The following is a 21,572-nucleotide window of genomic DNA, read 5'->3' on the forward strand; positions in this document are numbered from 1 at the left end:
GGCCACGCGCTTGATGAGTTCAGACACGCCCTGAAGGGCCACGAACAGGAAGCCCAGCGGCAGCACGGCCTTGATCGGCCAGCGGATCAGCCCACCGGCGTTGGAGGAGTGCTCGCCGATGACGAAGGACTGCATGAAGAACGGCCAGGAGAGCCAGGCCAGGATGGCGCAGGTGGGCAGCAGGAAAATCAGTGTCCCCAGGATGTCGATCCAGAGCTGCCCGCGACGACCCAGGGTCATATAGAGCAGGTCGACTCGCACGTGCTCGTTGCGCTTCAGCGTGTACGCTGCCCCGAACATCACGATGACGGCGAACATGTACCACTGGACCTCGAGCCATGCGTTCGAGCTCTGGTCGTAGGCGTAGCGCACCATGGCATTACCGCCGCTGACCAGGCAGGCCAGCAGCACCAGCCAGTTGCAGACGATCCCGATCTTTTCGTTGATGACGTCGACGATCGCGCTGAACTTGAGCAGAAAGCGCATCCCTCTCCCCGAATGCATTCTTCGTTCTTTTGAGCCTCGTTTCGCCCCCCGAGGCAGGGCTCTCATAACGTGGTCCTTGCGGCCACGCTAGGGTCTCGCGCACTCGTGAGAGGGGCAGAGGTGCGTCAAGTCGATCCACCCTGCGATATTTGGCTAGGCGCCGGGCAGCTCCATCCAGCCTTCGGGCCCGAAGAACTCGAGTGGCCGGAAGAAGCGCTTGTAGGCCATCTTGCTGGAATCTGCGATCCAGTAGCCGAGATAGACGTAGGGAAGGCCCCGGCGGGCTGCTGCATCGGTCAGCCACAGGATCATGTAGGTCCCGAGCCCCCGCCGCGGATTTTGGGGATCGAAGTAGCTGTAGACGGCGGACACTCCGCTCGACAGCCAGTCGACCAGGCATGCCCCTACCAGCCGGCCCTCCGCCGAATCGTCGCGGAATTCAACGATCGCGGTATCGACCGGGCTTTCCTCGACCATCGCCCGATAGTCGTCGAAATCCATGTCGGCCATGTCCCCGTCGTGATGGCGAGCCATGACGTAGCGGGAAAACAGGGCATACTGCTCGCCGGTCGCCAGCGCCTGGGTCTCGGTGGCGTGAACGTGCTCGTTGCGGCGCAGGATTCGGCGCTGGGCCCGGTTCGGCTCAAAGTCACGGACGCGGATGCGCACCGGCACGCAGGAACGGCAGCCGTCACACAGCGGCTTGTAGACGAAATGGTGCGAGCGGCGGAAACCGGCGTCGGTCAGCGTATCATGCTGGGGGATGGCGTCCGGACCGCTGAGCTCGGTGACGAGCTTGGTCTCCAGCCGATGCGGCAGATAGGGGCAACGCATCGCCGGCGTGGTGCGGAAGAACCGCAGGGTCTGGATATTCTGACGGATGAACATGGTCGCCCGGGGAGTGTAGCGCGATCGGCTGCGAAGGAAAGCAGTTAGACTGTCATTTCATCCCCGCGATCGGCCTCCGAGGAGCCACCGCATGGGCAGCAGTGCCAGCCGGAGCAGTTTGGGCAGAAGCCAGACAAGCCCCACGACGAAGGCCGCCAGGAGGCACAGAAATGCAACAGGATGGAGGATGGCGAGCGCCAGTCCCCCGAATACCAGACCGTCTGTGCCGAGTGACGCGGCGATGTTGCTGAACGGCTCGGGCGACGTGTTGACCAGCGCGCGCGAGCCGGTCTTGGCGACATGGGTACCGGCCGCCAGCGTTCCTCCCAGCAGGGCGGCGACGACGGCGGCCTCCGGGCCGAGCTGGTCGGCCGCGCCGTAGGCGAGGAGGACGCCCACCGGCACGCGCACGAAGGTGTGCAGCACGTCGTTCAAGCTGTCGACGACCGGGATCTTGTCGGCGAGAAAGTTCAGGGCGAAGAGCAGCGCCGCGACGCTCAGTACCCAAGGCGAGCCAAGCGCCTGCAGGTCGGGCGGCAGGGTGACCAGACCAAGCCTCTGTGCACTGCCCAGGACGAGGACCGCGGCGTAAGGATTGAGGCCGCTCGCCCAGCCCGCGCCGAGCGCGACTGCCAGAGCAAGGAGCGTGTCGCCACTCATGCCATCTGGGCTAAAGCGCCCGCCGAGCCTTCAGCGCGGTCGCAAGCGTGCCATCGTCGAGCCAGTCGAGCTCGCCGCCCACCGGGACGCCATGCGCGAGGCGCGTAAGTGGTACGTTCGTACTGGCCAGCCGCTCGGCGAGATAGTGGGCCGTGGTCTGGCCGTCGACGGTCGCGTTGGTGGCAACGATGATCTCGCGGATCCCGCCTCCCCGCACTCGTCGCAGGAGGCCGCCGATATTGAGTTCGTCCGGACCGATGCCGTCGAGTGCCGAAAGCGTACCGCCCAGCACGTGATAGAGGCCGGTGAAGATCCTGCCGCGCTCCATCGCCCAGAGATCGCCGACATCCTCGACGACGCAGATCAAGCCCGCATCGCGACGCGGGTCGGCACAGATCGAGCAGGGATCGACGGTATCGAGGTTACGGCAAACCGAGCAAGGCTTGATCGCCCGCGCCGCATCCGCCAGCGCCGCGCTCAGAGGCTGCATCAGCACCTCGCGCTTCTTCAGAAGATGCAGAGCCACCCGCCGCGCCGAACGGGGCCCCAGCCCCGGCAGCCGTCCCAGGAGCTGGATCAACCGCTCGATCTCCGGCCCGTTCATGTCGGCGGAGCGCGCCACTCCAGGGACGCATCATGAGCGCCGTTGAAGTGGCCCGCTCCCATGAAAAGCATTGGCGAGAACATGCAAGTTACAGCTTGAATCCCGGAGGCAGGGGGAGGCCCCCGGTGATGGAGCGCATCTGCTCCTGGACGGTCTGCTCGACCTTGCCGTGTGCGTCGTTGGCGGCGGCGACGATCAGGTCCTCGACCACGCCCTTTTCCTCTGGCTTGAACAGGGAAGGATCGATCTCGACCCGGCGCGTCTCGTTCTTGCCGTTGACGGTAACCTTCACCAGGCCGGCGCCGGAGGAACCCACGATCTCCATACGCTCGAGCTGCGCCTGCAGCTCCTGAACCTTCTGCTGCATCTGCTGGGCCTGCTGCATCAGGCCGCCAAGGTCCTTGAGCTTGTCGAACATCAGTACTCGCTTTCCGGAATGCCGTCGTCGGCCGGATATTCCTCCGCCGGTGGCGGCTCGTCATCCGCGACAGGTGCGTGCAGGCCGGCGACGAGCGAGGATTCCTCGCCCTTGCGCCGCACCGTTTCGAGCTTGGCGCCCGGGAAGGTCCGGAGAATCGCCTGCACGATCGCGTTGTTCTCGGCTTGGCTCCGGAGCGCATCGCCGCGGGCTGCTTTCTGGGCCGCAAGCGTCGGTTTGCCCTCGTCGCGCGACACCGACGCGATCCAGCGCCGGCCGGTGCTATTGCCCAGGAACTCGCTGAGCCTGGCCGCGAGATCCTTGGGGGCGTTGGGCTCGGGCCGGAACTCGATCAAGCCCGGCTCGCAGCGCACCTCGTGCACGTGATGCATCATGTGGTGCACGAGCCGTGCCTCGCGTTTGCTCTCGAGGAGCGCCACCACCTCGGTGAAAGTCCCGGGAGCGGGCATTGCCGGCGCGGACTGAGCCGCGACCGCCGGCACCGGCGCGGCAGCGCGTGCCGCCGTGGCGCCACCGCCGCTGCCGGGGCGCGGCGCGGCCACGCCGGCGCCGTTTGTGATGCTGGCCAGCACGCTGCCGCCATTCTGCAGCGCCTTGAGGGCATCGGACGGCGAAGGCAGGTCCGCGGCGTAGCACAGCCGGATCAACGCCATTTCGGCCGCGCGCGCGGGCGAAGGTGCGGCAAGTGTCTCCTGCAGCCCTTTCATCAGCAGCGTCCAGGCGCGGGTGAGCGAGGCCATCGACAGCTTCTGCGCCATTGCGAGTCCCTGGGCGTGCTCGCTATCGGCGGAATTGGCGCCTGCCTCGGGCGCCGCCTTGAGCCGGGTCACCCAATGGGTGATATCCAGCAGATCCTGCAGAATCACCACCGGATCGGCGCCCGAGTCATGCATCTCGCCCAGCGCTGCGACGACGGCCGCCGCGTCGCCGCGCATCGTCTTCTCGAACAGGTCGAGCACGCCGTTGCGGTCGGCGAGCCCCAGCATGTCGCGGATCTGGTTGGCATCGACCACGCCGCCGCCATGGGCGATCGCCTGGTCGAGCATGGAAAGTCCGTCGCGCACCGAACCGTCGGCAGCGCGCGCCAGCAGCGCCAGTGCCTCGGGCGAGATGTCGACCTTCTCCGCCTCGGCGATCCTCGCGAAATGCGCGGTCAACACGTCCTGTGGAACGCGCTTCAGGTCGAAGCGCTGGCAGCGCGACAGCACCGTCACCGGCACCTTGCGGATCTCGGTGGTGGCGAACAGGAACTTGACATGCGGCGGCGGCTCTTCGAGCGTCTTCAGGAGCGCGTTGAATGCCGCCGTCGACAGCATGTGCACTTCGTCGATGATGTAGACCTTGTACCGCGCCGAGACCGGGCGATAGCGGACGCCCTCGATCAACTCGCGGGCATCACCCACGCCGGTGCGTGAGGCCGCGTCCATCTCGATGACATCGACATCACGATCTTCAGTGATGGCGATGCAACGTTCGCACGCTCCGCAGGGATCTATGGTCGGCCCGCCCTTGCCGTCGGCGCCGACGCAGTTCAAGGCCCGGGCAATGATGCGGGCGGTCGTGGTCTTGCCCACGCCCCGCACCCCTGTGAGCATGAAGGCGTGCGCGATGCGGCCGGACGCGATGGCGTTGCGCAGGGTGCGCACCATGGCTTCCTGACCGACCAAGGTAGTGAAATCGACGGGACGGTATTTGCGGGCGAGGACGCGGTAGGGGAGCTGTTCCCCGGCGGCTGTGGTGGCTTTCGCCATGGCGCTCACCCTGGATGCGCCGCGGCCCTTCAGCGCCCGGCGGTCTTCGCGCCTGGCCGCCCCGGCCCTGCGACGGCGCGCGCTGGGTGACGGGTGAGGGACCGGCATGACCCGAAGCGAATTCGTTACGGCTGCTTCCTTCCGGATCTGACCGGGTTGGCGACTGCTCCGCCCACACCGACCCCTCGGGGGCTTATATCAGCCGTCCCGGCGGCGAGTGCAAGAGCCAGATGGCGGCCGATCCGGATCCGTTTCGCGGCGTTCTTCTGCTTGTATTCTCCCGCCTTTTCCCGCGTGACCGGAAAATCGAAGTTGACCCGGGCGGATCGGCGGCGAAGATTTCGAAGATTATTCGATTTTCGGAGGCTGCAATGGATTTCATGCTGCCACCTGAGCTCGTACGCTTCCAGGAACGGGTCCGGCGCTTCGTGCGCGACGAGCTTCAGCCGCTCGATGCGGCGGTCGAGGCAACCGGTCAGGTGCCGGAGCGCGCGATGGAAGGGCTGCGACGCATGGGTCTGTTCGGCACCCATACAGCCAAGACCTATGGCGGCCTCGGCCTTTCGATGCTGGGGAGCTGCCTCGCCATCGAGGAATTGGCCAAGGCGCATGTAGCCTTCTACTTTTTGAGTGGCGTCAATGTGCATATCGGGTCCAAGCCGATCGAGCTCGCGGGCAGCGAGGCGCTGAAGCGGCGCTGGCTGCCGGAGCTGGCGTCGGGCCGCACCATCGCGGCCTTCGCGCTGACCGAGACCGGGGCCGGCTCCGATGCCGCCGCGATCACGACCACTGCGCGGCGCGATGGCACGGGACATTATGTGCTCGAGGGCGCCAAAACCTACATCACCAACGCACCGGTCGCCGGCGTTTTCACGATTTTCGCTACGCTCGATCCGGCGCGGGGTGCCAAGGGCATTTCGGCGTTCCTCGTCGAGGCTGGCACGCCGGGCCTCAGGATCGGCCGCATCGTCGAAATGGCGGCGGGTCGCGGCGCGGCGCACGCCGAGCTGATTCTCGACCGCTGTTGCGTGCCGGCCGAGAACCAACTTGGCAGGGAAGGGACAGGCTTTGCGCTCGCCATGCATTGCCTCGATGCGGGCCGCACCCACTGGGGCGCCTATTGCGTCGGCGCTGCCCAACGGCTGCTCGACCTCGCCGTCGAGCGCGCCTCGGCGCGCGAAACTTTCGGCCGGCGTCTGCGCGAGCACCAGGGCATCGAATGGATGCTGGCCGACATGGCGGCCGCGGTGCATGCCGCGCGGCTCGTGGCCTACGAGGCCGCCTGGCGCTACGACCATGGCGGCCCGGGCGAGCGCACGCGTGCCGCCGCAACCTCCAAGCTGATCGGCGCCGACATGGTCCACCGCGTGGCCGATGCAACGCTGCAGATCTTCGGAGGCGCGGGCTACTCCAAGGACCTGCCGATCGAGCGCATCTGGCGTGAGACGCGCGTGGTGAAGATCCTCGACGGCAGCTCCGAGATGATGCGCCGGATCGTGGCGCGCGATCTCGTCCGCGAGGCCGACCGCCGCAATGCGGCGCTCTGATCATGAAACCGCCCAGGTTGAAGCTGAAGCAACAGCGCAGCCGCGAGCGGCGCGAGCGGATCGTCGCGGCGGCTACACGGCTCTTCGGCCGGCGCGGCATCGCCCGGACCTCGCTTACCGATGTGGCGAGACTGGCGCGTGTGCCTCTGTCCAGCCTCTACGACTATTTCGAAGACAAGCAGGACCTGGTGGCCGCCGTGCCCGAGGACAACTACCAGGCGCTCTACGAGCGGCTCACGGCTGGTTCCGCCGAAGACAGATGCAGCCCGCACCAACGGCTTCGCGCGAGCTTTCTCGCCAACCTGGACTACGTCCGCGCCAATCCCGATTGGGGGCGCGTCTTCTTTCTCGAGATCTGGCCCAGCGCCGCCGTCAGCCGGGCGCGTATCCGCAAGGCCGTCGATCGCTACGGCCTGCACTACGTCGGGTTGGTCCGCGGCGCTGTCGCCTCGGGCGAATACCGCAAGGATCTCGACCCGTACCTTGCCATGTCGCTGCTGATGGGCGGCCTCTGCCAGCTCACCGCGGTGTGGCTGCTGTACGACCGACCCTATGATCTGGTCGAACGAGGCGCGGCGATGTTCGATCTCGCAGAGATATCGTTTCTCCGCACGAAGGCCTAGGCGCCAAGATCGACTTGCTTTCCGGTCGCCAGCGCGCGCTGTGTCGCGAGCGAAAGGACGAGTGCCGCAATGGCATGCTCGGCGTCGAGCAGGGCCGGATCGGCCTCGCCGCGAACGCAATCGATGAAGTGCCGCAATTCGACTTCGTAGGGATTGAGAGGCGGCAGCGGGACGGGACGAGATGCGCTCCCGCCGGAGGCGATCGTAAAGGTATTTCGCGGCGGTCCTTCCTCGAACACGGTTTCGAGCTCGAGTACTGCCTGCTCGAACAGGGCGCGGAAGCCCACTCGAAACGGCGCGCCCGCCGGCATCAGGCCGCTTGCGACCACGGTGGCGCTGCATCCGTCGGCATAGCTCAGGAGCGCGCTGATCTCGCCGTTGCCGCTGGCCGCAAGTCTGGCCGGCCGGCCCATCAGCCAATTGGCGACATCGAAGTCGAACGTCATCAGCTCTGTCGTCGGATCGCCGTAGTGAGCCTTGTGGTCAGGAGCGCCTGGCCGCAGGTAGGAACCCAGTCGCCAGGTCGAGAGGCTGAGCAGTCGTCCATGAGTGCCCGCTGCCACCGCGGCTTTCAGATGCCGGTAGGCGCCGATCGAACGCATGAGCAACCCGACCTGCAGCAGGCGACCTGCCTTGCGTGCGGCATCTCTCATCGCGGTTGCTTCGTCCAGCGTGAGCGCCATCGGCGTCTCGCAGAAGACGTGCTTGCCGCGTTCGAGCGCGGCGATCACGAACTGCGGATGGATCGCTGAGGGCAGGCAGATGTCGATCGCGTCGAGCCCGGCGTCCGCGATCAGCGCGCAGGCGTCGGCAGCAGGCGTGGCGTTGCAGGCGCCAGCGACGGCTGCGGCTTTCCCGACGTCACGCGCAGAGACCCCGACGACCTCGACATCTGCCATTGCGGCATAGGCCACGGCATGCGTCGCGGCCATCGTGCCAGCCCCGAGAATGCCCAGCCGCGTCTTCCGAGGTTCCATCGCCTTCCTCGCCTATACCTTCCCGAGCGCATCGAAAGCTCGGCCGGGAAGGGTATTGTGGCCGCTGGTCTGCCACTTGGCGATGCCGCCACTTGTGGAGACATGGTTCCGCGTTGTTCGATATTGCTCAACTTTCGTTGCCGGGAAGAAGATCCTCTCCCGGGTCGTCTGAATTGGAAGCATCGGAGGGACAGGTGGCCGAGCACACGGACGTTGCCATCGTCGGGGCAGGGCCTGCCGGCCTCGCGGTCGGCGCCTGCCTGCGCAATGCCGGCTTCGATTTCATCATCCTCGAGAGGAACCGAGAGGTCGGGTCATCGTGGCGGCGGCACTACGATCGCCTGCATTTGCACACGGTCAAGCAGCTATCGTCGCTGCCTTATGTTTCGTTTCCGGCTGCCTATCCGCGCTATGTCCCGCGAAATCTGGTGATCGAGTACCTGGAGACCTATGCCGCGACTTTTGCCCTAAAGCCTCGGTTCGGCGACGCGGTTCGGTCGATCCGGCGCGAAGGAGACGACTGGGCGATCGAAGGCGCGTCTTCTTCGATCAGTGCGACCCATGTGGTGATTGCTTCGGGCTTCAACGCCGAGCCGGTGATGCCCGCTATCCCCGGGATGGAGGCATTCGGCGGGAAGATCCTGCACAGCGCCGACTATGTGAACGCCCGGCCGTTTGCCGGCCAGTCCGTGCTGGTCGTCGGCATGGGCAACACGGGCGCCGAGCTTGCGCTCGACCTCTGCGAGAATGGCGCGCGCACGACCATTTCCTTGCGCAACGGCGTCCACATCGCTCCCCGCGATCTTTTCGGCATCCCGATCCAGGTCGCTGCAACGCTCGCGAGCAAGGTGTTTCCCGTGAGCGTCAACGACGCAATCTTCCCCTTCATTCTCGATTTCGCGCTTGGCTATCCTTCGAAACACGGCCTCAGGCGTCCAAAGGAAGGCATCCTGCTCCAGATTGCCCGCTCCGCCAAAATTCCAGTACTCGATGTCGGCACGGTGCAAAAGATCGCAGAAGGGGCGATCAAGATTACCCCGGGTATCTCGACTATCCTTGCTGACGGCGTCTTGTTCGAGGGAGGGCAGCAAGGTCGGTTCGATACCATCATCTTCGCGACCGGCTACCGGCCGAACTATCGAAACTTCCTCGAAGCTGACAGCCGGCCAGGCGGACAAAGCGCCGATCCCACGATGCACTTCGTGGGGTTCAAAAATCCCGTGACCGGTCTGCTTCGGGAGATCTCACGCGAAGCGTTGCAGGTCGCCGATGCGATCCGCCGCGGACGAATGACGCCGCGCGCCCGCTAGTCGAAGCTCAGGCCTTCGTCGCGATACGCCCAGCACATTTCGGGTGGCAGGGTGAGGGCGATTTCGGCATTGGCGTCGTGACGCGCGGCCGTGCCGAGTTCCAGCGCCTCCAACCGGTGGCCGCCGACATCCAGATCGTACACGGTCTGCGTGCCCTGGTAGCGTCGCTCGAGCACCCGTCCCGAGAAGACATTGCGGCCGGCGCGTTCGCCCAGGCGGACGTTCTCGGCCCGGAGCGCGACTCGCGCCCGGTCTCCCGCCGCAAGCGGTTGCGGCGTCCAGGCCTCGATGCGGCCCGCCGCTCCGAGATCGACAGTCGCCGTGTCGCCGCTGCGCTCCAGCACCTTGCCCAGCAGCACGTTCGAGGCGCCCGTGAAGTTGGCGACGAAGGCGTCGGCCGGCCTGTTGTAGATCTCGCCGGGCGGCGCCATCTGAAGCAGGTCACCGTCGCGCATCACGCCGATGCGGTCACCCAGCACGACGGCCTCGGCTTGGTCGTGCGTCACATAGAGGCCCGTCATGCCGGTCTGTTTCAGGATGCGGCGCAGCTCGTCGCGCAGGCGGATGCGCAGCTTGGCGTCCAGGTTGGAGAGCGGCTCGTCGAGCAGCAGCAGTTGCGGGCGGTAGACAAGGCTGCGCGCGAGCGCGACGCGCTGCATCTGGCCACCCGACAACGACACGACCGGTCGGTCGGCATAGTCGCCGAGGCCGACGAGGTCGAGCGTCTCCTTCACTTTGACGTTTATGTCCCCGCCGCCCCCGTTGCGGCGATGCTTCAGCGGATAGGCCACGTTCTGGCGCACCGTCATGTGGGGCCACACGGCATAGGACTGGAACACCATGCCGATATCGCGCTCGCGCGGACCGACGAGCACCCCGCGTTCGGGCTCGGAGACCACGCGACTGCCGATCGAGATGCGGCCGCCCGTCGGATGCTCGAGCCCGGCGACGCAGCGCAAGGTCGTGGTCTTGCCGCAGCCTGAGGGACCGAGCAGCACGACGATCTCGCCGGCAGGCACGTCGAAGCTCACGCCGTTCACGGCCGGACGGCCGACCCCGAAACGCTTGCTGAGGTGCTCGATGCTGAGCGCGGCGCTCACTGGCGATATCCGTAGGTCTTGTTCCACTCCTCCAGCCACGACGCGCGGAGTTTCTCGAATTCGTCGAACTTGGGCACCCAGACTTTGACGACCTTTGGATCCCATCCTTTCGGAAAGGCCGGCGGCTCCTTCATCGAGGTGATGTTGCCGAGCTTCTCGATCTGGAAGGCTTGACCTTCCTTCGACAGCCGCCAGTTCATGAACAGCCTGGCGGCATTCGGGCTCTTCGACGTCTTGGGGATGCCGTCGGCGTAGGGGATGATCGGCACGCCTTCGGGTGCGAAGATCGCCTCCGCCGGCGCGCCTTCGATGATCTTGGTGTAGATGATATTGTAGAGCAGCGGCGCGATAGCGATCTCGCCGCGCACCAGCGAGTCGGAGGTCGGAGCGCCCGACGGGAAGAGGGCGATGCCGAGCACGGCCTGCTTCTTCCAGTAGTCTTCGCCCAGCACCTGGCGCTCGAACATGATGCGCGTCCAGGTCGTGCCGCCCGAGGGACCGACGACCTGGCCGATCTGCTTGTCCTTGTATTCGGGCTTCAAAAGATCAGCCCAGCTCTTGGGTGCATTCTTCACGAGCTGTGTGTTGTAGGCGATCGCCCAGCCGAGCGTGACGCCCGGCCATAGCTTCGGCGAAACCAGCGCATCCGGACGATAGTCCGCCGCATTCGGCGGTGCGTAATCCTGGAAGAGATCCGCGAGCTCCAGCATCAGGCCGCGGTCGGAATGATTGATGACGTCGGCCGCGAGCTTGCCGGCCGCCGCCTCGGTCTTGATCCGGGTGATGAGCTGGCCGCCGGGCGCGCGCACCATCGATACCTTGATCTTGGGAAAGCGCTTGTTGAAGGCCTTGATGACCTCTTGCTCCGTCTCGGCGAAATTGGCGGTGTAGTAGGTAAGGCCACCTTCCTTCTCTGCCGCATCGATCAGTTCCTTGGGGCCGAACGTATCCTCCGCCTTCGCCGGCAGGCCAACGAGGCTCGCTGCGGCAAGGCCCGCCGCTCCGGTCATCATCGCTCTACGCTTCATGACGCTTGGTCCTCCTGTAGTCGTCGTTTGCTCAACCGACGCGCGCGCTGCCCTGGGCGGAGCCGCGCGACAGCCAGTTGGTAAAGCCCAGCAGCACCGCGAGAATGACGGTCTGCACCAGGCTGAAAGCCGCAGTCTTGCCGGTATTTCCACCCTCGTAGTAGTCGAGCAACAGCACGGCCATCACCGTGGTGTCGCTGGTGTAGAGAAAGAGGGACGAGCCGAGTTCGCGAATCGCCAGCACGAAGAGCAGGGTCATCGCGGCGACCACACCCGGTCGCGCCAGAGGCAGCACGATGGTGCCGATCGTTCCGAGCAGGCCGCGGCCGCAGATCCACGCGGCCTCCTCGAGTTCTCTGTGGATCTGCAGGAACGAGGTCGAGAGCGCCTTCACCGTGTCCGGCATGAAACGGGCGACGAAGGCCAGTGCGAGGATCCAGATCGTGCCGTAAAGGCCGCCGGGCAAGCCGATCCAGGCCCACAGATAGGCGACGCCGACGACGAGTCCGGGAATGGCGACGGGCACCGTTGCCAGTAGGTCGATCAGCCGGCGGCCGGGAACCTGGGTCCTGTTCACCGTATAGCCGATAGCGAAGGCGAGAGCGCCGCCGACCAGCGCCGTGATCACCCCGACCTTCAGCGTGTTCCAGATCGACAGCATGGTGAGCGGATTGTCGAACACCGCATTGAAGTGGACGAGGCTGTAGGCCTTCATGTCGAACAGCGCCGCGAAGTCCTTGAAGAACAGGAACTTGCGAAACGCCGCGATCACCAGCGCGATCGTCGGCAGCACGACGACGACGAACAGGTAGAAGAGGGCGAGGCCGAAGGTAAACCAGCGCCATGGTCCAAGGTTGAGGCTGCGTGGACGGAACGCCTTGCCGGCGACCGTGGCGAAACTCTTGCCGGTCAGGATCTTCTGCTGTGCCCACACCATGACGGCAGTAACGAACATCAGCAAGATCGCCACGGCGGCAGCGGTGTTGTAGAGCGGCGGGCTCCAGGCGGTGAGTTTGAAGATGTAGGTCGTGAGCACGTTGATATTGGCGGGCGCGCCTAGTGCCGCCGGGACGCCGTAGATGCCGAGCATCACGACGAACGAAAGCAGCGTACCGGCAAGGATGGCGGGCGCGATCAGCGGAAAGGTGACGGTGAAGAGCGTCGTGAAGGCGGAGGCGCCCGAGACTTCCGATGCCTCTTCGAGGCTCGGATCCATGTTGCGCAGGGCTGACGCGGTGAACATGTAGACATAGGGCGCGTAGTAGATTCCGAAGACCAGGATCAGCCCCGACATCGAGTAGAAGTCGAAGCGGAAGTCGATGCCCATCCACTTCAGCGTCGTGTTCAGAAGCCCGGTCTTGGGCGAGCCGAGAATGCTCCAGGCGACGCCGGCAACGAGCGGCGGCACGAACAGCGGGACCATGCTGGCCCCCGCGATGAAGCGTCGGCCGGGCGTGTCGGTGCGCACGACGATCCATGAGAAGAACAGCCCGATCAGCACGGCGAGTGCGGTGCCGCCGCCGCAGGCGACCAGCGCGTTGAAGAAGGCAAGATGGACGTTCTCGTTGCCCAGCACCTCGAGGAAGCGGGCGATGGACGGACGGAACTTGCCAAAACCGTCGACCACGGGATTGGAATCCGTCAACGCGCCGAAGACCAGCATCGCCAGCGGGTAGACCACCAGGAAGGCCAATACGATCAGCAGCGCGCCGACCCACAGGGGCGCGGCCAGCCAGCCAGTCGGTCGCTCGGCCCTTTCGGTCGCAGGCAAGGCGGCAGCATTCGTTGCCGTCAAACGCTCACTCCCTCCCGATCACCCGCGCGTTCGCGGCCTTCATTGCCTATGCACCGTAGCCGATCGGCCGTTGTGACGCTACGCCTTGCTGCGCGATGCACCCGGCGCCGTATCGCGAAGATGCGCAAGCGCAGCCTGCACGCCGCCTGCCTTGTGGGGCACGTTCGCCAAACCCAGGGCCATCTCGACGCCGCAGAGTGTGCCCATCAGCATCAGGTCGTTGAAGTCGCCGAGGTGGCCGATGCGGAATACCTTGCCCGCGACCTTCGTGAGGCCCTGACCGAGCGACAGGTTGAAGTTCTCGAGCGCCACCCTGCGGAAGGCATCGGCATCGTGACCCTCGGGCATTACGATTGCCGTCAATGAGCCTGAATAGGCTTTGCGATCGCTGCACAGGATCTCGAGTCCCCAGGCCTTCACCGCTGTTCGTGTCGCCTCTGCATGGCGGGCATGGCGGGCGAATACTGCGTCCAGGCCTTCCTCCAGCAGCATGTCGCAGGCCTCGTTCAGGCCATAGAGCAGGTTGGTGGCGGGCGTGTAGGGGAACCAGCCGTTGGCATTGGCCGCCAGCATTTCGTCCCAGCTCCAGAACGACTTGCCCATCCGCGACGTCTTGGAAGCGGCGACCGCCTTCTCGCTCACCGCATTGAAGGAGAGCCCGGGCGGCAACATCAGGCCCTTCTGCGAGCCCGCGACCGTGACGTCGACGCCCCAGGCGTCGTGACGATAGTCGATCGAACCGAGCGACGAGATCGTGTCGACCAGGAGGAGGGCCGGATGCCTGACAGCGTCGATTGCCCGACGAATGGCACTCACGTCGCTGACCACTCCGGTGGAGGTCTCGTTGTGGACGATGCAGACCGCCTTGATGGCGTGCCCCGAATCTTCCTTCAGGCGGTTCTCGATGGTCGCCGGATCGGCCGGCTTGCGCCAGTCGCCTCCCAGGAACTCTGATTTGATGCCAAGCTTATCGGCCATCTTCTTCCACAAGGAAGCGAAGTGCCCGGTCTCCCACATCAGCACCAAATCCCCCGGGGACAGGGTGTTCACGAGCGCCGCTTCCCAAGCTCCGGTGCCGGATGCGGGGTAGACGATCACCGGCTGCTTTGTCTGGAAGACCTGCCGAACGCTGCGAAGCACCTTTTTGGCCAGCGCATTGAACTCCGGTCCGCGGTGATCGATCGTGGGGTGATCCATCGCGCGAAGAATGCGGTCCGGCACATTGGTCGGGCCGGGGATTTGCAGGAAGTGTCGCCCGCTGGGATGTGAATTGAGACGCATTGGCCTACCTCCGCGCAAAGAGCACGGTTGCATTTTGTATACAACATGCCAAACTGAGTCCAGCCATGGATGGATCGAATTTCCAGATTGCCCGATTGACGCTGCCCGAGGCGGCGGCCGAACGGTTGCGCACCCTCATCATTGAAGGCGAACTCGCACCCGGGGCACGCCTGAACGAGCGCGAGCTCAGCGAGCGCCTCGGCGTGTCCCGGACGCCGCTGCGCGAGGCGTTCCGGATGTTGGCGGCGGACGGGCTCCTGGTGCAGTTGCCCAATCGCGGCGCCCAGGTCGTGACCTTGTCGGCCGACGATGTGCGGCATGCCTTCGAGGTGATGGCCTCGCTTGAAGGATTGTCAGGCGAGCTTGCCGCGGAACGCGTGACGGAGAGAGATCTCGTCGAGCTGCGCGACCTGCAGGCCGAGATGGAGAAGGCGCATGGCCAGCACGATCTTCCGACCTACTATCGTGTCAACCGCACGATCCACGAGCGCATCAACGCCCTCGCCGGCAATCCGATCCTGACCCAGACTTTCCGCACCTTGAATACGCGTCTGCATGCGTTGCGTTTCCGCTCCAATCTCGTACGTGCCAAGTGGGATCTGGCGGTGGCGGAGCACCGCGACATGGTCGAGGCTCTGGCTGAACGCGACGGCCCGCGGTTGCGCGAGATCCTGGTGCGGCATTTGAAAGCGAAGCTGCGGGCGGTGCTGGAAACCATGGAAGCCGCGTGATGTCGCTCGAGCAAACCCTGCGCCGCACGATCAAAGGTGACGTCCTGTTCGATCGCGCCTCGCGTGGCCGCTACTCCACCGATGCCTCGATCTATCAGATCGAGCCAATCGGCGTCGTCGTGCCGCACGACGAGACCGACCTTGGCTTGGCTCTCGACGTCGCGCGCGACGCCAAGGCCGCGATCCTGGCGCGCGGCGCCGGCACCTCGCAGTGCGGTCAGACGGTAGGCGAAGCACTGGTGGTCGATTTCTCGAAGCACATGCGCGATGTCGTGGGCTTCGACAAGGATCGGGCCGAGGTCACGGTGCAGCCGGGGGTCGTGCTCGATCAGCTCAATGCGTGGCTGAAGCCGCACGGCCTCTGGTATCCCGTCGATGTCTCGACCTCGGCGCAGTGCACGCTGGGCGGCATGGCCGGCAACAATTCGTGCGGCAGCCGCTCGATCCGGTATGGCAACATGGTGCACAACGTTGCCGCCATCGACGCGATCCTGGCCGACGGGTCGCGTGCGCGCTTCGATGCCAGGCGGCCGGAGGACATGCAGCCGGCGGTGCGGGTTATCGCCGACAAGATGGCGGCCCTCGCCATCGCCGAACGTGACGAAATCGAGCGCATGTATCCCAAGGTGCTGCGCCGCGTCGGCGGCTACAACCTCGATATTTTCTTCCCGCAGTCGCAGCGGCCATACACCACCGACAACTCCGTGAACCTCGCCCACCTGCTTGTCGGCAGCGAAGGCACGCTTGCCGTGACCGAGCGCCTGACCCTGAAGCTCTCGCCCCTGCCCAGGTATAAGGCGTTGGGCGTCGTGAACTTCCCGAGCTTCTACAAGGCGATGGACAGCGCCCAGCACATCGTCAATTTGAAGCCCGCGGCTGTAGAGCTGGTCGACCGCACGATGATCGAGTTGGCGCGCGCCAACCCGGCGTTCCGACCGGTCATCGAGGCGGCGCTTATCGCAGCACCCGAGGCGATCCTGCTGGTCGAGTTCGCGGGCGAGGAGCGGGAGCCGCAGCTCCGCGACCTCAAGCGCCTCGTTGGGCTGATGGGCGATCTTGGCCTGCCGGGTAGCGTCGTCGAGATGCCCGAGCCGGGTCCGCAACAGGCGCTGTGGGAAGTCCGCAAGGCCGGCCTCAACATCATGATGTCGATGAAGGGCGACGGAAAGCCGGTCTCCTTCATCGAGGATTGCGCGGTGCCGCTCGAGCACCTGGCGGATTACACGCAGCGCCTCACGGAGGTCTTCGAGAAGCACGGCACGCGGGGCACCTGGTACGCGCATGCGAGCGTCGGCACTCTGCATGTGCGGCCGATTCTCGACATGCGCCGGGAGGGCGCCGCGAAGATGCGCGCGATTGCCGAGGAGGCCTCCGCGTTTGTACGGGAATACAAGGGCGCCTATTCGGGCGAGCATGGCGACGGGCTGGTGCGCTCGGAGTGGGTGGCGTGGCAGTTCGGCCCGCGACTCACCAGGGCCTTCGAGGCGATCAAAGAACTGTTCGATCCCGAGAACCGCCTGAACCCGGGCAAGATCGTGCGGCCGTCGCCCATGGACGATCGCACGCTGTTCCGCTTCAAGCCCGACTATCGGGCCGTCGATTACAAACCGGTTCTCGACTGGTCGGCGTGGAACGTCCAAAACGATCCGCGTACCGAGGCGCTCACGCCAGCCGGCAGCGGCGGCGATCCGGCTGGTGGTTTCGCCAAGGCCGTCGAGATGTGTAACAACAACGGCCATTGCCGGAAGTTCGATGCGGGGACCATGTGCCCCTCCTTCCGGGTGACGCGCGACGAGATCCATCTTACCCGCGGCCGGGCCAATACCCTGCGGCTCGCGCTGTCCGGGCAGCTCGGGCCCGAGGCGCTGACGTCGGATGCGGTTGCCGCTGCGCTCGATCTCTGTGTGAGTTGCAAAGGCTGCAAGCGCGACTGCCCCACCGGCGTCGACATGGCGCGCATGAAGATCGAGGTGAAGTCGGCACGGCGCATGAGCAAGGGGCTGAGCCTGCGCGACAAGCTGATCGGCGACCTGCCGGCAATGGCGCCATGGGCCCGGCGCCTGCCCGAGGTCTTCAACCTCGCGGCTTTCATCCAGCCGTGGATCGGCTTTGCAAAGCAGAGGGCTTTGCCCAGGTGGCGGCGCGATACGTTCCTCGCGACGACGGATGTCGATGCCCAGGATGCCACGGTGGTGATTTTCGCCGACACCTTCTCCAACAATTTCGAACCCGAAATCCTGCACGCGGCGCGCGCCGTATTGCAAGCGGCCGGGCATCGTGTCGCCGTCGCGTGGCCGGAGCTTGGCTCGCGCGCGCTCTGCTGCGGGCGCACCTATCTCGCCACCGGCCAGGTCGACAGGGCGCGCGACGAGGCCGCGCGACTCCTCGACGCGCTGTCGCCGTTCCTTGCTCGCGGCGTACCGGTCGTCGGCCTCGAGCCGTCCTGCCTCTTCACGCTGCGCGATGAATTCCTCGGACTGGCTCTCGGCGAGCCTGCGGCGGCCGTGGCGAGCAACGCCTTCTTGTTCGAGGAATTCTTGGCGCGCGAAGCGAAGGCCGGCCGCCTGACGCTTTCCCTCAAGGCGCTTCCGGAAAGAACCGCGCTGCTGCATGGCCACTGCCATCAGAAGGCATTCGGTGCGATGAGCGCGGTCATGGAAGTGCTCGCGCTGGTGCCGGACCTTGCCGTCAAGCCGATCGAGTCGAGTTGCTGCGGTATGGCCGGCAGCTTCGGCTACGAGGCCGAGCACTACGAGACCTCGATCGCCATGGCCGAACTCTCGCTGCTGCCGGCTGTACGCAAGGCTGGTGCGGACACGCTCATCGTCGCCGACGGCACCTCCTGCCGCCACCAGATCGCCGATGGCACGAACCGACAGGCGATGCACGTCGCGCAGGTGCTGGAAAAAGCGCTGGCCTGAGCTTCCGCCGTCCCGAGCGCGGTCTATTGCGACGCCTGTTTGGGCATCGCGATTGCAGCCCGGACCCTGCTGTGGCACGGTCCGCGCCGCATGCAGAGGCCGCGAAATCCCTATTCGAGCGCGGAGATCGACCGCGCGAGCCATGAGCGAGAGAACGAGGAGAGGATGATCGAGCTCGCCTCGTCGGGCGCCGCGCGGTTCGTGCCGATCGACACCGAACGGAACCTGATCACCAAGGCGGGCGGCAATCCGGAGGCGGTGTTCCTGCACGGCATGATGGCGCGAGCCGTGGTGAGCGCGGCGGACCACCACATCTTCCTGGGCTATGTCGAAGGCACGCCCTATTTTGCCGTCGACGTCAGCGGCAAGGAGACGCCGCTCCGCGAACTGGGCGAATTCGTCGATCTGCGGCAGGTCGGCGCGCTGCTGTTCGCGCGTGAAGGCTCCATCCTGGCCTATGCCCGTGGCATGACGTATTGGCATCGCCGCCATCGCTACTGCGGTGTCTGCGGTGCTCCCACCAGGGTGATCCGTGCCGGCCATGTGCGAGTCTGCACGAACGAGGACTGCAAGACCGAGCATTTTCCGCGCACCGACCCCGCCGTCATCATGCTGGTGCATCACGGCGACAAATGCCTGCTGGGGCGCGGCAAGCAGTTCCCGCGCGGCATGCATTCCACGCTGGCGGGGTTCGTCGAGCCGGGCGAGAGTTTCGAGGATGCCGTCACGCGGGAAGTCTACGAAGAGGTGCGGGTGCACGTGCGGAACGTGACCTACCGCTCATCGCAACCCTGGCCATTTCCCGCCTCGGTCATGATCGGCTTCCATGCCGAGGCGGCTTCGCTCGAATTCGAGGTCAACAAGGACGAGCTCGACACCGCCCGTTGGATGAGTCGCGAGGAACTGCGGCCCGAGAACCTGCCGAAGGACGGATCATTCTTCATGCCGCGGCGCGATTCGATCGCCCGCCGGCTGATCGAGGAATGGCTGGGGCACGAGGCCGGCCCTTCCATCGCGGGCTGATCGCTTCGAACAGGAGCGGAAATGACCGCCAAGCTCTTCACGCCGATGGACCTTGGCGGCATCAGCTTGCCCAACTGAATCGCCGTCTCGCCGATGTGCCAGCACTCGGCGGTCGATGGCAGCGCACAGGGCTGGCATCAGGTCCACTACGGCAAGCTGTCGATGTCGGGCGCAGGCCTTCTTTGCTTCGAAGCCTCGCATATCGAACGCGCGGGTCGCATCACTCAGGGATGCCTCGGAATCTACAGCGACGACAACGAGGCCGCGCTGCGACCGATCATCGAATGGATCAGGGGCTGGATGCCGCAAATGAAGCTCGGCGGTCCAACCTGCGGGCCGAGATGGCGCAGGCCTTCGACCGGGTCATGGAGGCGATCTTCAGGCGCGAGAAGCCGCGCGCCGAGGCGGTGCGGGATGCCGAGCTGCGGGTCGAGAACGAGCAGGCCGCCATCGACCGGCAGCGCGAGCGGATGGCCAGGAGCGACGACGCCAGGTTCGTGAAGCAAAGCCAGGACTGGATCGAGCACAGGCAGCGCATCCTCGAGGCGGCGCAGCGCCGGCTGGCCGAGTTGCGCGACGAGAGCAAGCCCTATCTCGCTGCCAAGGTCCAGTCGTCGTACTCCACCGAAGCCAACAAGCTCTCCGGCAAGGCGGGCCCGTCCGGCTACTGGTCGCGGCCGACCGAGATGTTCGCGCGGGCCTTCGAGTCCTATGTCTTCGACAGGATCAAGGCCGAAGGCAGGAAGAGCGACTACCTCGTGCAGGGCGTCGAGCCGGAGCGCTACGCCACGGGCTACAAGGGCAATCCCTATCCCGCCGCGGAACGGCCGGCGATCAACGCCGCCTTCGATCACTTGTTCGCGACGATGGCGACGCGCGAGGGCGAAGGCGGCCGGCCGGTGCTGTTCTCGCCGCGACTGTCCCCCAAAGACTTCGAGTCTGCTCGCCAGGCGATCGACAGGGTTGTTCAGGATGTGAAGCGTGGCGCCGTCAGCGGTCGCGCGGAGCCGATCGGCGGCGTGACGCCTTGGCTTGCTGTGCGCGCCCGCGAGGCTGGGCTCGATATTGTGGGCTATCGCCATGCGGTAGACGCGTCAGCCATCAGGCACATCTTCAGAAGGCATGCCGACCAGGCTATCGAGAAATCGCGCGGCCAGGTACCGGTTACGCCGGACGACCTGCGTCGCATTCCAGAGATCCTTGCTGGTCCGGATTATCTGGTGTTCGGAGGGAGGAGCGGACGCGGCCTTGATGCCATCGGCTACCTCAAGCGGCTCGATGACGGTTCGATGTTCTATCTCGAGGAACGCCGGTCGAGGCGACAGGAATTGGCGGCACTCAGCTTTCGGAGGTACCCCGCCGGGACGCGTGCTGAGGATATACTCACCAGCCTTGGCCTTTACGCCCGAAGCGACGGCGGGGATGACTTGAAAGTAGTCCGCGCCGACGGCAGGTCAAGTGCCCTTCTGCCCCTTTCCGGGGGCGCCGCCTTCTCGCCCCGCCTGACCGGCGAGAACCCGAACCGCCGGTATACCCCCGAGCAGCGCAAGGCCTTCGAGAATGTCGGCCGCGCCGTCGAGCCGGTGACGCTTGGCCAGCGCGTCGCCGCGGTGCGCCAGGATCTCGGCAAGAAGCTCTTACGCGAGACCCTCGATCCCTATATCGGCGTCAAGGCGGACGACCCCGAGGGCTACATGGCGCTCAGGCTCGCCAACTCCTCGAACGGCGCGATCGAGCAGTTCATGAAGGTCGGCACGCTCCGCTTCAACGGCCACGCCTACGACATCGACCGGGCCAACGGCGGTGTCGAGCACCTGCTGATCCCCCCGCTGCATGGCGACGCGGACGACTTCCTGTGGTGGGTGGCGGCCAACCGCGCCGATCGCCTGAAGGCCGAGGACCGCGAGAACCTGTTCTCGAACGAGGACATCGCGTCGCTGAAGCAGCTCAACCGCGGCACCGTCGACTTCGACTATCAGCTGCCGAACGGCCAGATCCCGTTGGCGGCGCGTACCCGCAAGGAAGCCGGGGTCAAGACCTGGGCGGTCGGCATCATCCCCGAGCCGGAGCAGGCCGAGCGCATCATCGCGTCGGGCGATGCGGACTGCACGGCGCATGCCCGGCCCTTCTCCTCGAGCCGTGCTGGGCGTGGAATGCCGCGCGGGACTCGGTGTCGAACCACCACCGCTGCCGTTGCCGGCCGTTCGCGCGAGCACTATTCTGCCCCTCAGGCCCCAGGCTACGCTGGTGAAGGCGGCAGACTTGGGCGCACGACCTCGGCCGCCGGGTGCTCGCACGCGGCCGCACCGGAGCGGAAGTTTGCGCGATGCCGCCCGACGTGACCGAACCTGAGCCGTCCAAAGCCGATCGGGCGTCAGCACCGGCTGTGGCACCGTTGGAGCCGCAGG

At 65.7% G+C, this 21,572-nt stretch carries 18 protein-coding genes and 1 other RNA gene; 7 read left to right on the plus strand and 12 right to left on the minus strand.

Annotation, left to right across the window (positions count from 1 at the left end):
* From VH499_RS09625 to ffs, 7 genes are all read right to left on the minus strand, one after another.
* A partial coding sequence (locus VH499_RS09625) for a TRAP transporter small permease subunit (protein WP_332052501.1) occupies positions 1-486 on the minus strand: 486 nt, incomplete at its 3' end.
* A 153-nt stretch (positions 487-639) separates the two neighbouring features.
* Positions 640-1,374, minus strand: a complete 735-nt coding sequence (locus tag VH499_RS09630; RefSeq protein WP_332052502.1) for an arginyltransferase — start codon at positions 1,372-1,374, stop codon at positions 640-642.
* 57 nt (positions 1,375-1,431) lie between these two features.
* Positions 1,432-2,034: a DUF4126 domain-containing protein gene (locus VH499_RS09635; RefSeq protein ID WP_332052503.1), complete on the minus strand. Its 603-nt coding sequence runs from the start codon at positions 2,032-2,034 to the stop codon at positions 1,432-1,434.
* A 10-nt stretch (positions 2,035-2,044) separates the two neighbouring features.
* A complete protein-coding gene (gene recR / locus VH499_RS09640; RefSeq protein WP_332052576.1) occupies positions 2,045-2,638 on the minus strand; it encodes a recombination mediator RecR in 594 nt (197 codons plus the stop codon).
* A gap of 88 nt (positions 2,639-2,726) precedes the next feature.
* Entirely contained in the window at positions 2,727-3,056 is a 330-nt protein-coding gene (locus tag VH499_RS09645) for a YbaB/EbfC family nucleoid-associated protein (RefSeq protein ID WP_332052504.1), read from the minus strand.
* On the minus strand, positions 3,056-4,828 hold the full coding sequence (locus VH499_RS09650; protein ID WP_332052505.1) for a DNA polymerase III subunit gamma/tau: 1,773 nt from the start codon (positions 4,826-4,828) through the stop codon (positions 3,056-3,058). The genes VH499_RS09645 and VH499_RS09650 overlap by 1 nt, the downstream gene beginning before the upstream one ends.
* Before the next feature lie 92 nt (positions 4,829-4,920).
* Positions 4,921-5,015, minus strand: an RNA gene (gene ffs / locus VH499_RS09655) — signal recognition particle sRNA small type.
* A gap of 184 nt (positions 5,016-5,199) precedes the next feature.
* On the opposite strand from ffs, the gene VH499_RS09660 reads away from it, so the two are divergent.
* Both VH499_RS09660 and VH499_RS09665 read left to right on the plus strand, forming a co-directional pair.
* Positions 5,200-6,375, plus strand: a complete 1,176-nt coding sequence (locus VH499_RS09660) for an acyl-CoA dehydrogenase family protein (RefSeq protein ID WP_332052506.1) — start codon at positions 5,200-5,202, stop codon at positions 6,373-6,375.
* Positions 6,376-6,377: 2 nt separating this feature from the next.
* Positions 6,378-6,998: a TetR/AcrR family transcriptional regulator gene (locus VH499_RS09665; RefSeq protein WP_332052507.1), complete on the plus strand. Its 621-nt coding sequence runs from the start codon at positions 6,378-6,380 to the stop codon at positions 6,996-6,998.
* Here the strand turns inward: VH499_RS09665 and VH499_RS09670 are convergent.
* Positions 6,995-7,975 carry a Gfo/Idh/MocA family oxidoreductase gene (locus VH499_RS09670; RefSeq protein WP_332052508.1) on the minus strand — a complete coding sequence of 327 codons (981 nt, stop codon included), beginning with the start codon at positions 7,973-7,975 and terminating at the stop codon, positions 6,995-6,997. The genes VH499_RS09665 and VH499_RS09670 overlap by 4 nt on opposite strands.
* Positions 7,976-8,169: 194 nt before the next feature.
* Between VH499_RS09670 and VH499_RS09675 the strand changes: the two genes are divergently transcribed.
* A complete protein-coding gene (locus VH499_RS09675; protein ID WP_332052509.1) occupies positions 8,170-9,285 on the plus strand; it encodes an NAD(P)/FAD-dependent oxidoreductase in 1,116 nt (371 codons plus the stop codon).
* Here the strand turns inward: VH499_RS09675 and VH499_RS09680 are convergent.
* The 4 genes from VH499_RS09680 to VH499_RS09695 all read right to left on the minus strand — a co-directional run bounded on the left by VH499_RS09680 (position 9,282) and on the right by VH499_RS09695 (position 14,489).
* Entirely contained in the window at positions 9,282-10,385 is a 1,104-nt protein-coding gene (locus VH499_RS09680) for an ABC transporter ATP-binding protein (RefSeq protein WP_332052510.1), read from the minus strand. The genes VH499_RS09675 and VH499_RS09680 overlap by 4 nt on opposite strands.
* Positions 10,382-11,413, minus strand: a complete 1,032-nt coding sequence (locus VH499_RS09685; protein WP_332052511.1) for an extracellular solute-binding protein — start codon at positions 11,411-11,413, stop codon at positions 10,382-10,384. The genes VH499_RS09680 and VH499_RS09685 overlap by 4 nt, the downstream gene beginning before the upstream one ends.
* A 31-nt stretch (positions 11,414-11,444) precedes the next feature.
* On the minus strand, positions 11,445-13,208 hold the full coding sequence (locus tag VH499_RS09690) for an iron ABC transporter permease (RefSeq protein ID WP_332052512.1): 1,764 nt from the start codon (positions 13,206-13,208) through the stop codon (positions 11,445-11,447).
* A 78-nt stretch (positions 13,209-13,286) separates the two neighbouring features.
* Positions 13,287-14,489: a pyridoxal-phosphate-dependent aminotransferase family protein gene (locus tag VH499_RS09695; RefSeq protein ID WP_332052513.1), complete on the minus strand. Its 1,203-nt coding sequence runs from the start codon at positions 14,487-14,489 to the stop codon at positions 13,287-13,289.
* 65 nt (positions 14,490-14,554) lie between these two features.
* Here VH499_RS09695 and VH499_RS09700 point away from each other — a divergent pair, with 65 nt between their 5' ends.
* The 4 genes from VH499_RS09700 (at position 14,555) to VH499_RS09715 (ending at position 21,506) form a co-directional block, all read left to right on the plus strand.
* Complete coding sequence (locus VH499_RS09700; protein ID WP_332052514.1) at positions 14,555-15,220, plus strand: GntR family transcriptional regulator; 666 nt, start codon at positions 14,555-14,557, stop codon at positions 15,218-15,220.
* Entirely contained in the window at positions 15,220-18,141 is a 2,922-nt protein-coding gene (locus VH499_RS09705) for an FAD-binding and (Fe-S)-binding domain-containing protein (RefSeq protein ID WP_332052515.1), read from the plus strand. The genes VH499_RS09700 and VH499_RS09705 overlap by 1 nt, the downstream gene beginning before the upstream one ends.
* Positions 18,142-18,231: 90 nt before the next feature.
* Entirely contained in the window at positions 18,232-19,164 is a 933-nt protein-coding gene (nudC, locus tag VH499_RS09710; protein ID WP_332052516.1) for an NAD(+) diphosphatase, read from the plus strand.
* A gap of 284 nt (positions 19,165-19,448) precedes the next feature.
* A complete protein-coding gene (locus VH499_RS09715; RefSeq protein ID WP_332052517.1) occupies positions 19,449-21,506 on the plus strand; it encodes an LPD1 domain-containing protein in 2,058 nt (685 codons plus the stop codon).
* Positions 21,507-21,572: the final 66 nt, after the last annotated feature.

Origin of the sequence: Reyranella sp. (genome assembly GCF_036558665.1) — a bacterium.
In the GTDB taxonomy this organism is placed as follows: Bacteria; Pseudomonadota; Alphaproteobacteria; order Reyranellales; family Reyranellaceae; genus Reyranella.

Bases quoted from the DNA above. Each gene is read 5' to 3' on its own strand.
- VH499_RS09630 (WP_332052502.1), bottom strand. From the start codon at position 1,374: ATGTTCATCCGTCAGAATATCCAGACCCTGCGGTTCTTCCGCACCACG.
- VH499_RS09635 (WP_332052503.1), bottom strand. From the start codon at position 2,034: ATGAGTGGCGACACGCTCCTTGCTCTGGCAGTCGCGCTCGGCGCGGGC.
- recR (WP_332052576.1), bottom strand. From the start codon at position 2,638: ATGAACGGGCCGGAGATCGAGCGGTTGATCCAGCTCCTGGGACGGCTG.
- VH499_RS09645 (WP_332052504.1), bottom strand. From the start codon at position 3,056: ATGTTCGACAAGCTCAAGGACCTTGGCGGCCTGATGCAGCAGGCCCAG.
- VH499_RS09650 (WP_332052505.1), bottom strand. From the start codon at position 4,828: ATGGCGAAAGCCACCACAGCCGCCGGGGAACAGCTCCCCTACCGCGTC.
- VH499_RS09660 (WP_332052506.1), top strand. From the start codon at position 5,200: ATGGATTTCATGCTGCCACCTGAGCTCGTACGCTTCCAGGAACGGGTC.
- VH499_RS09665 (WP_332052507.1), top strand. From the start codon at position 6,378: ATGAAACCGCCCAGGTTGAAGCTGAAGCAACAGCGCAGCCGCGAGCGG.
- VH499_RS09670 (WP_332052508.1), bottom strand. From the start codon at position 7,975: ATGGAACCTCGGAAGACGCGGCTGGGCATTCTCGGGGCTGGCACGATG.
- VH499_RS09685 (WP_332052511.1), bottom strand. From the start codon at position 11,413: ATGAAGCGTAGAGCGATGATGACCGGAGCGGCGGGCCTTGCCGCAGCG.
- VH499_RS09695 (WP_332052513.1), bottom strand. From the start codon at position 14,489: ATGCGTCTCAATTCACATCCCAGCGGGCGACACTTCCTGCAAATCCCC.
- VH499_RS09700 (WP_332052514.1), top strand. From the start codon at position 14,555: ATGGATGGATCGAATTTCCAGATTGCCCGATTGACGCTGCCCGAGGCG.
- VH499_RS09705 (WP_332052515.1), top strand. From the start codon at position 15,220: ATGTCGCTCGAGCAAACCCTGCGCCGCACGATCAAAGGTGACGTCCTG.
- nudC (WP_332052516.1), top strand. From the start codon at position 18,232: ATGCAGAGGCCGCGAAATCCCTATTCGAGCGCGGAGATCGACCGCGCG.
- VH499_RS09715 (WP_332052517.1), top strand. From the start codon at position 19,449: ATGGATCAGGGGCTGGATGCCGCAAATGAAGCTCGGCGGTCCAACCTG.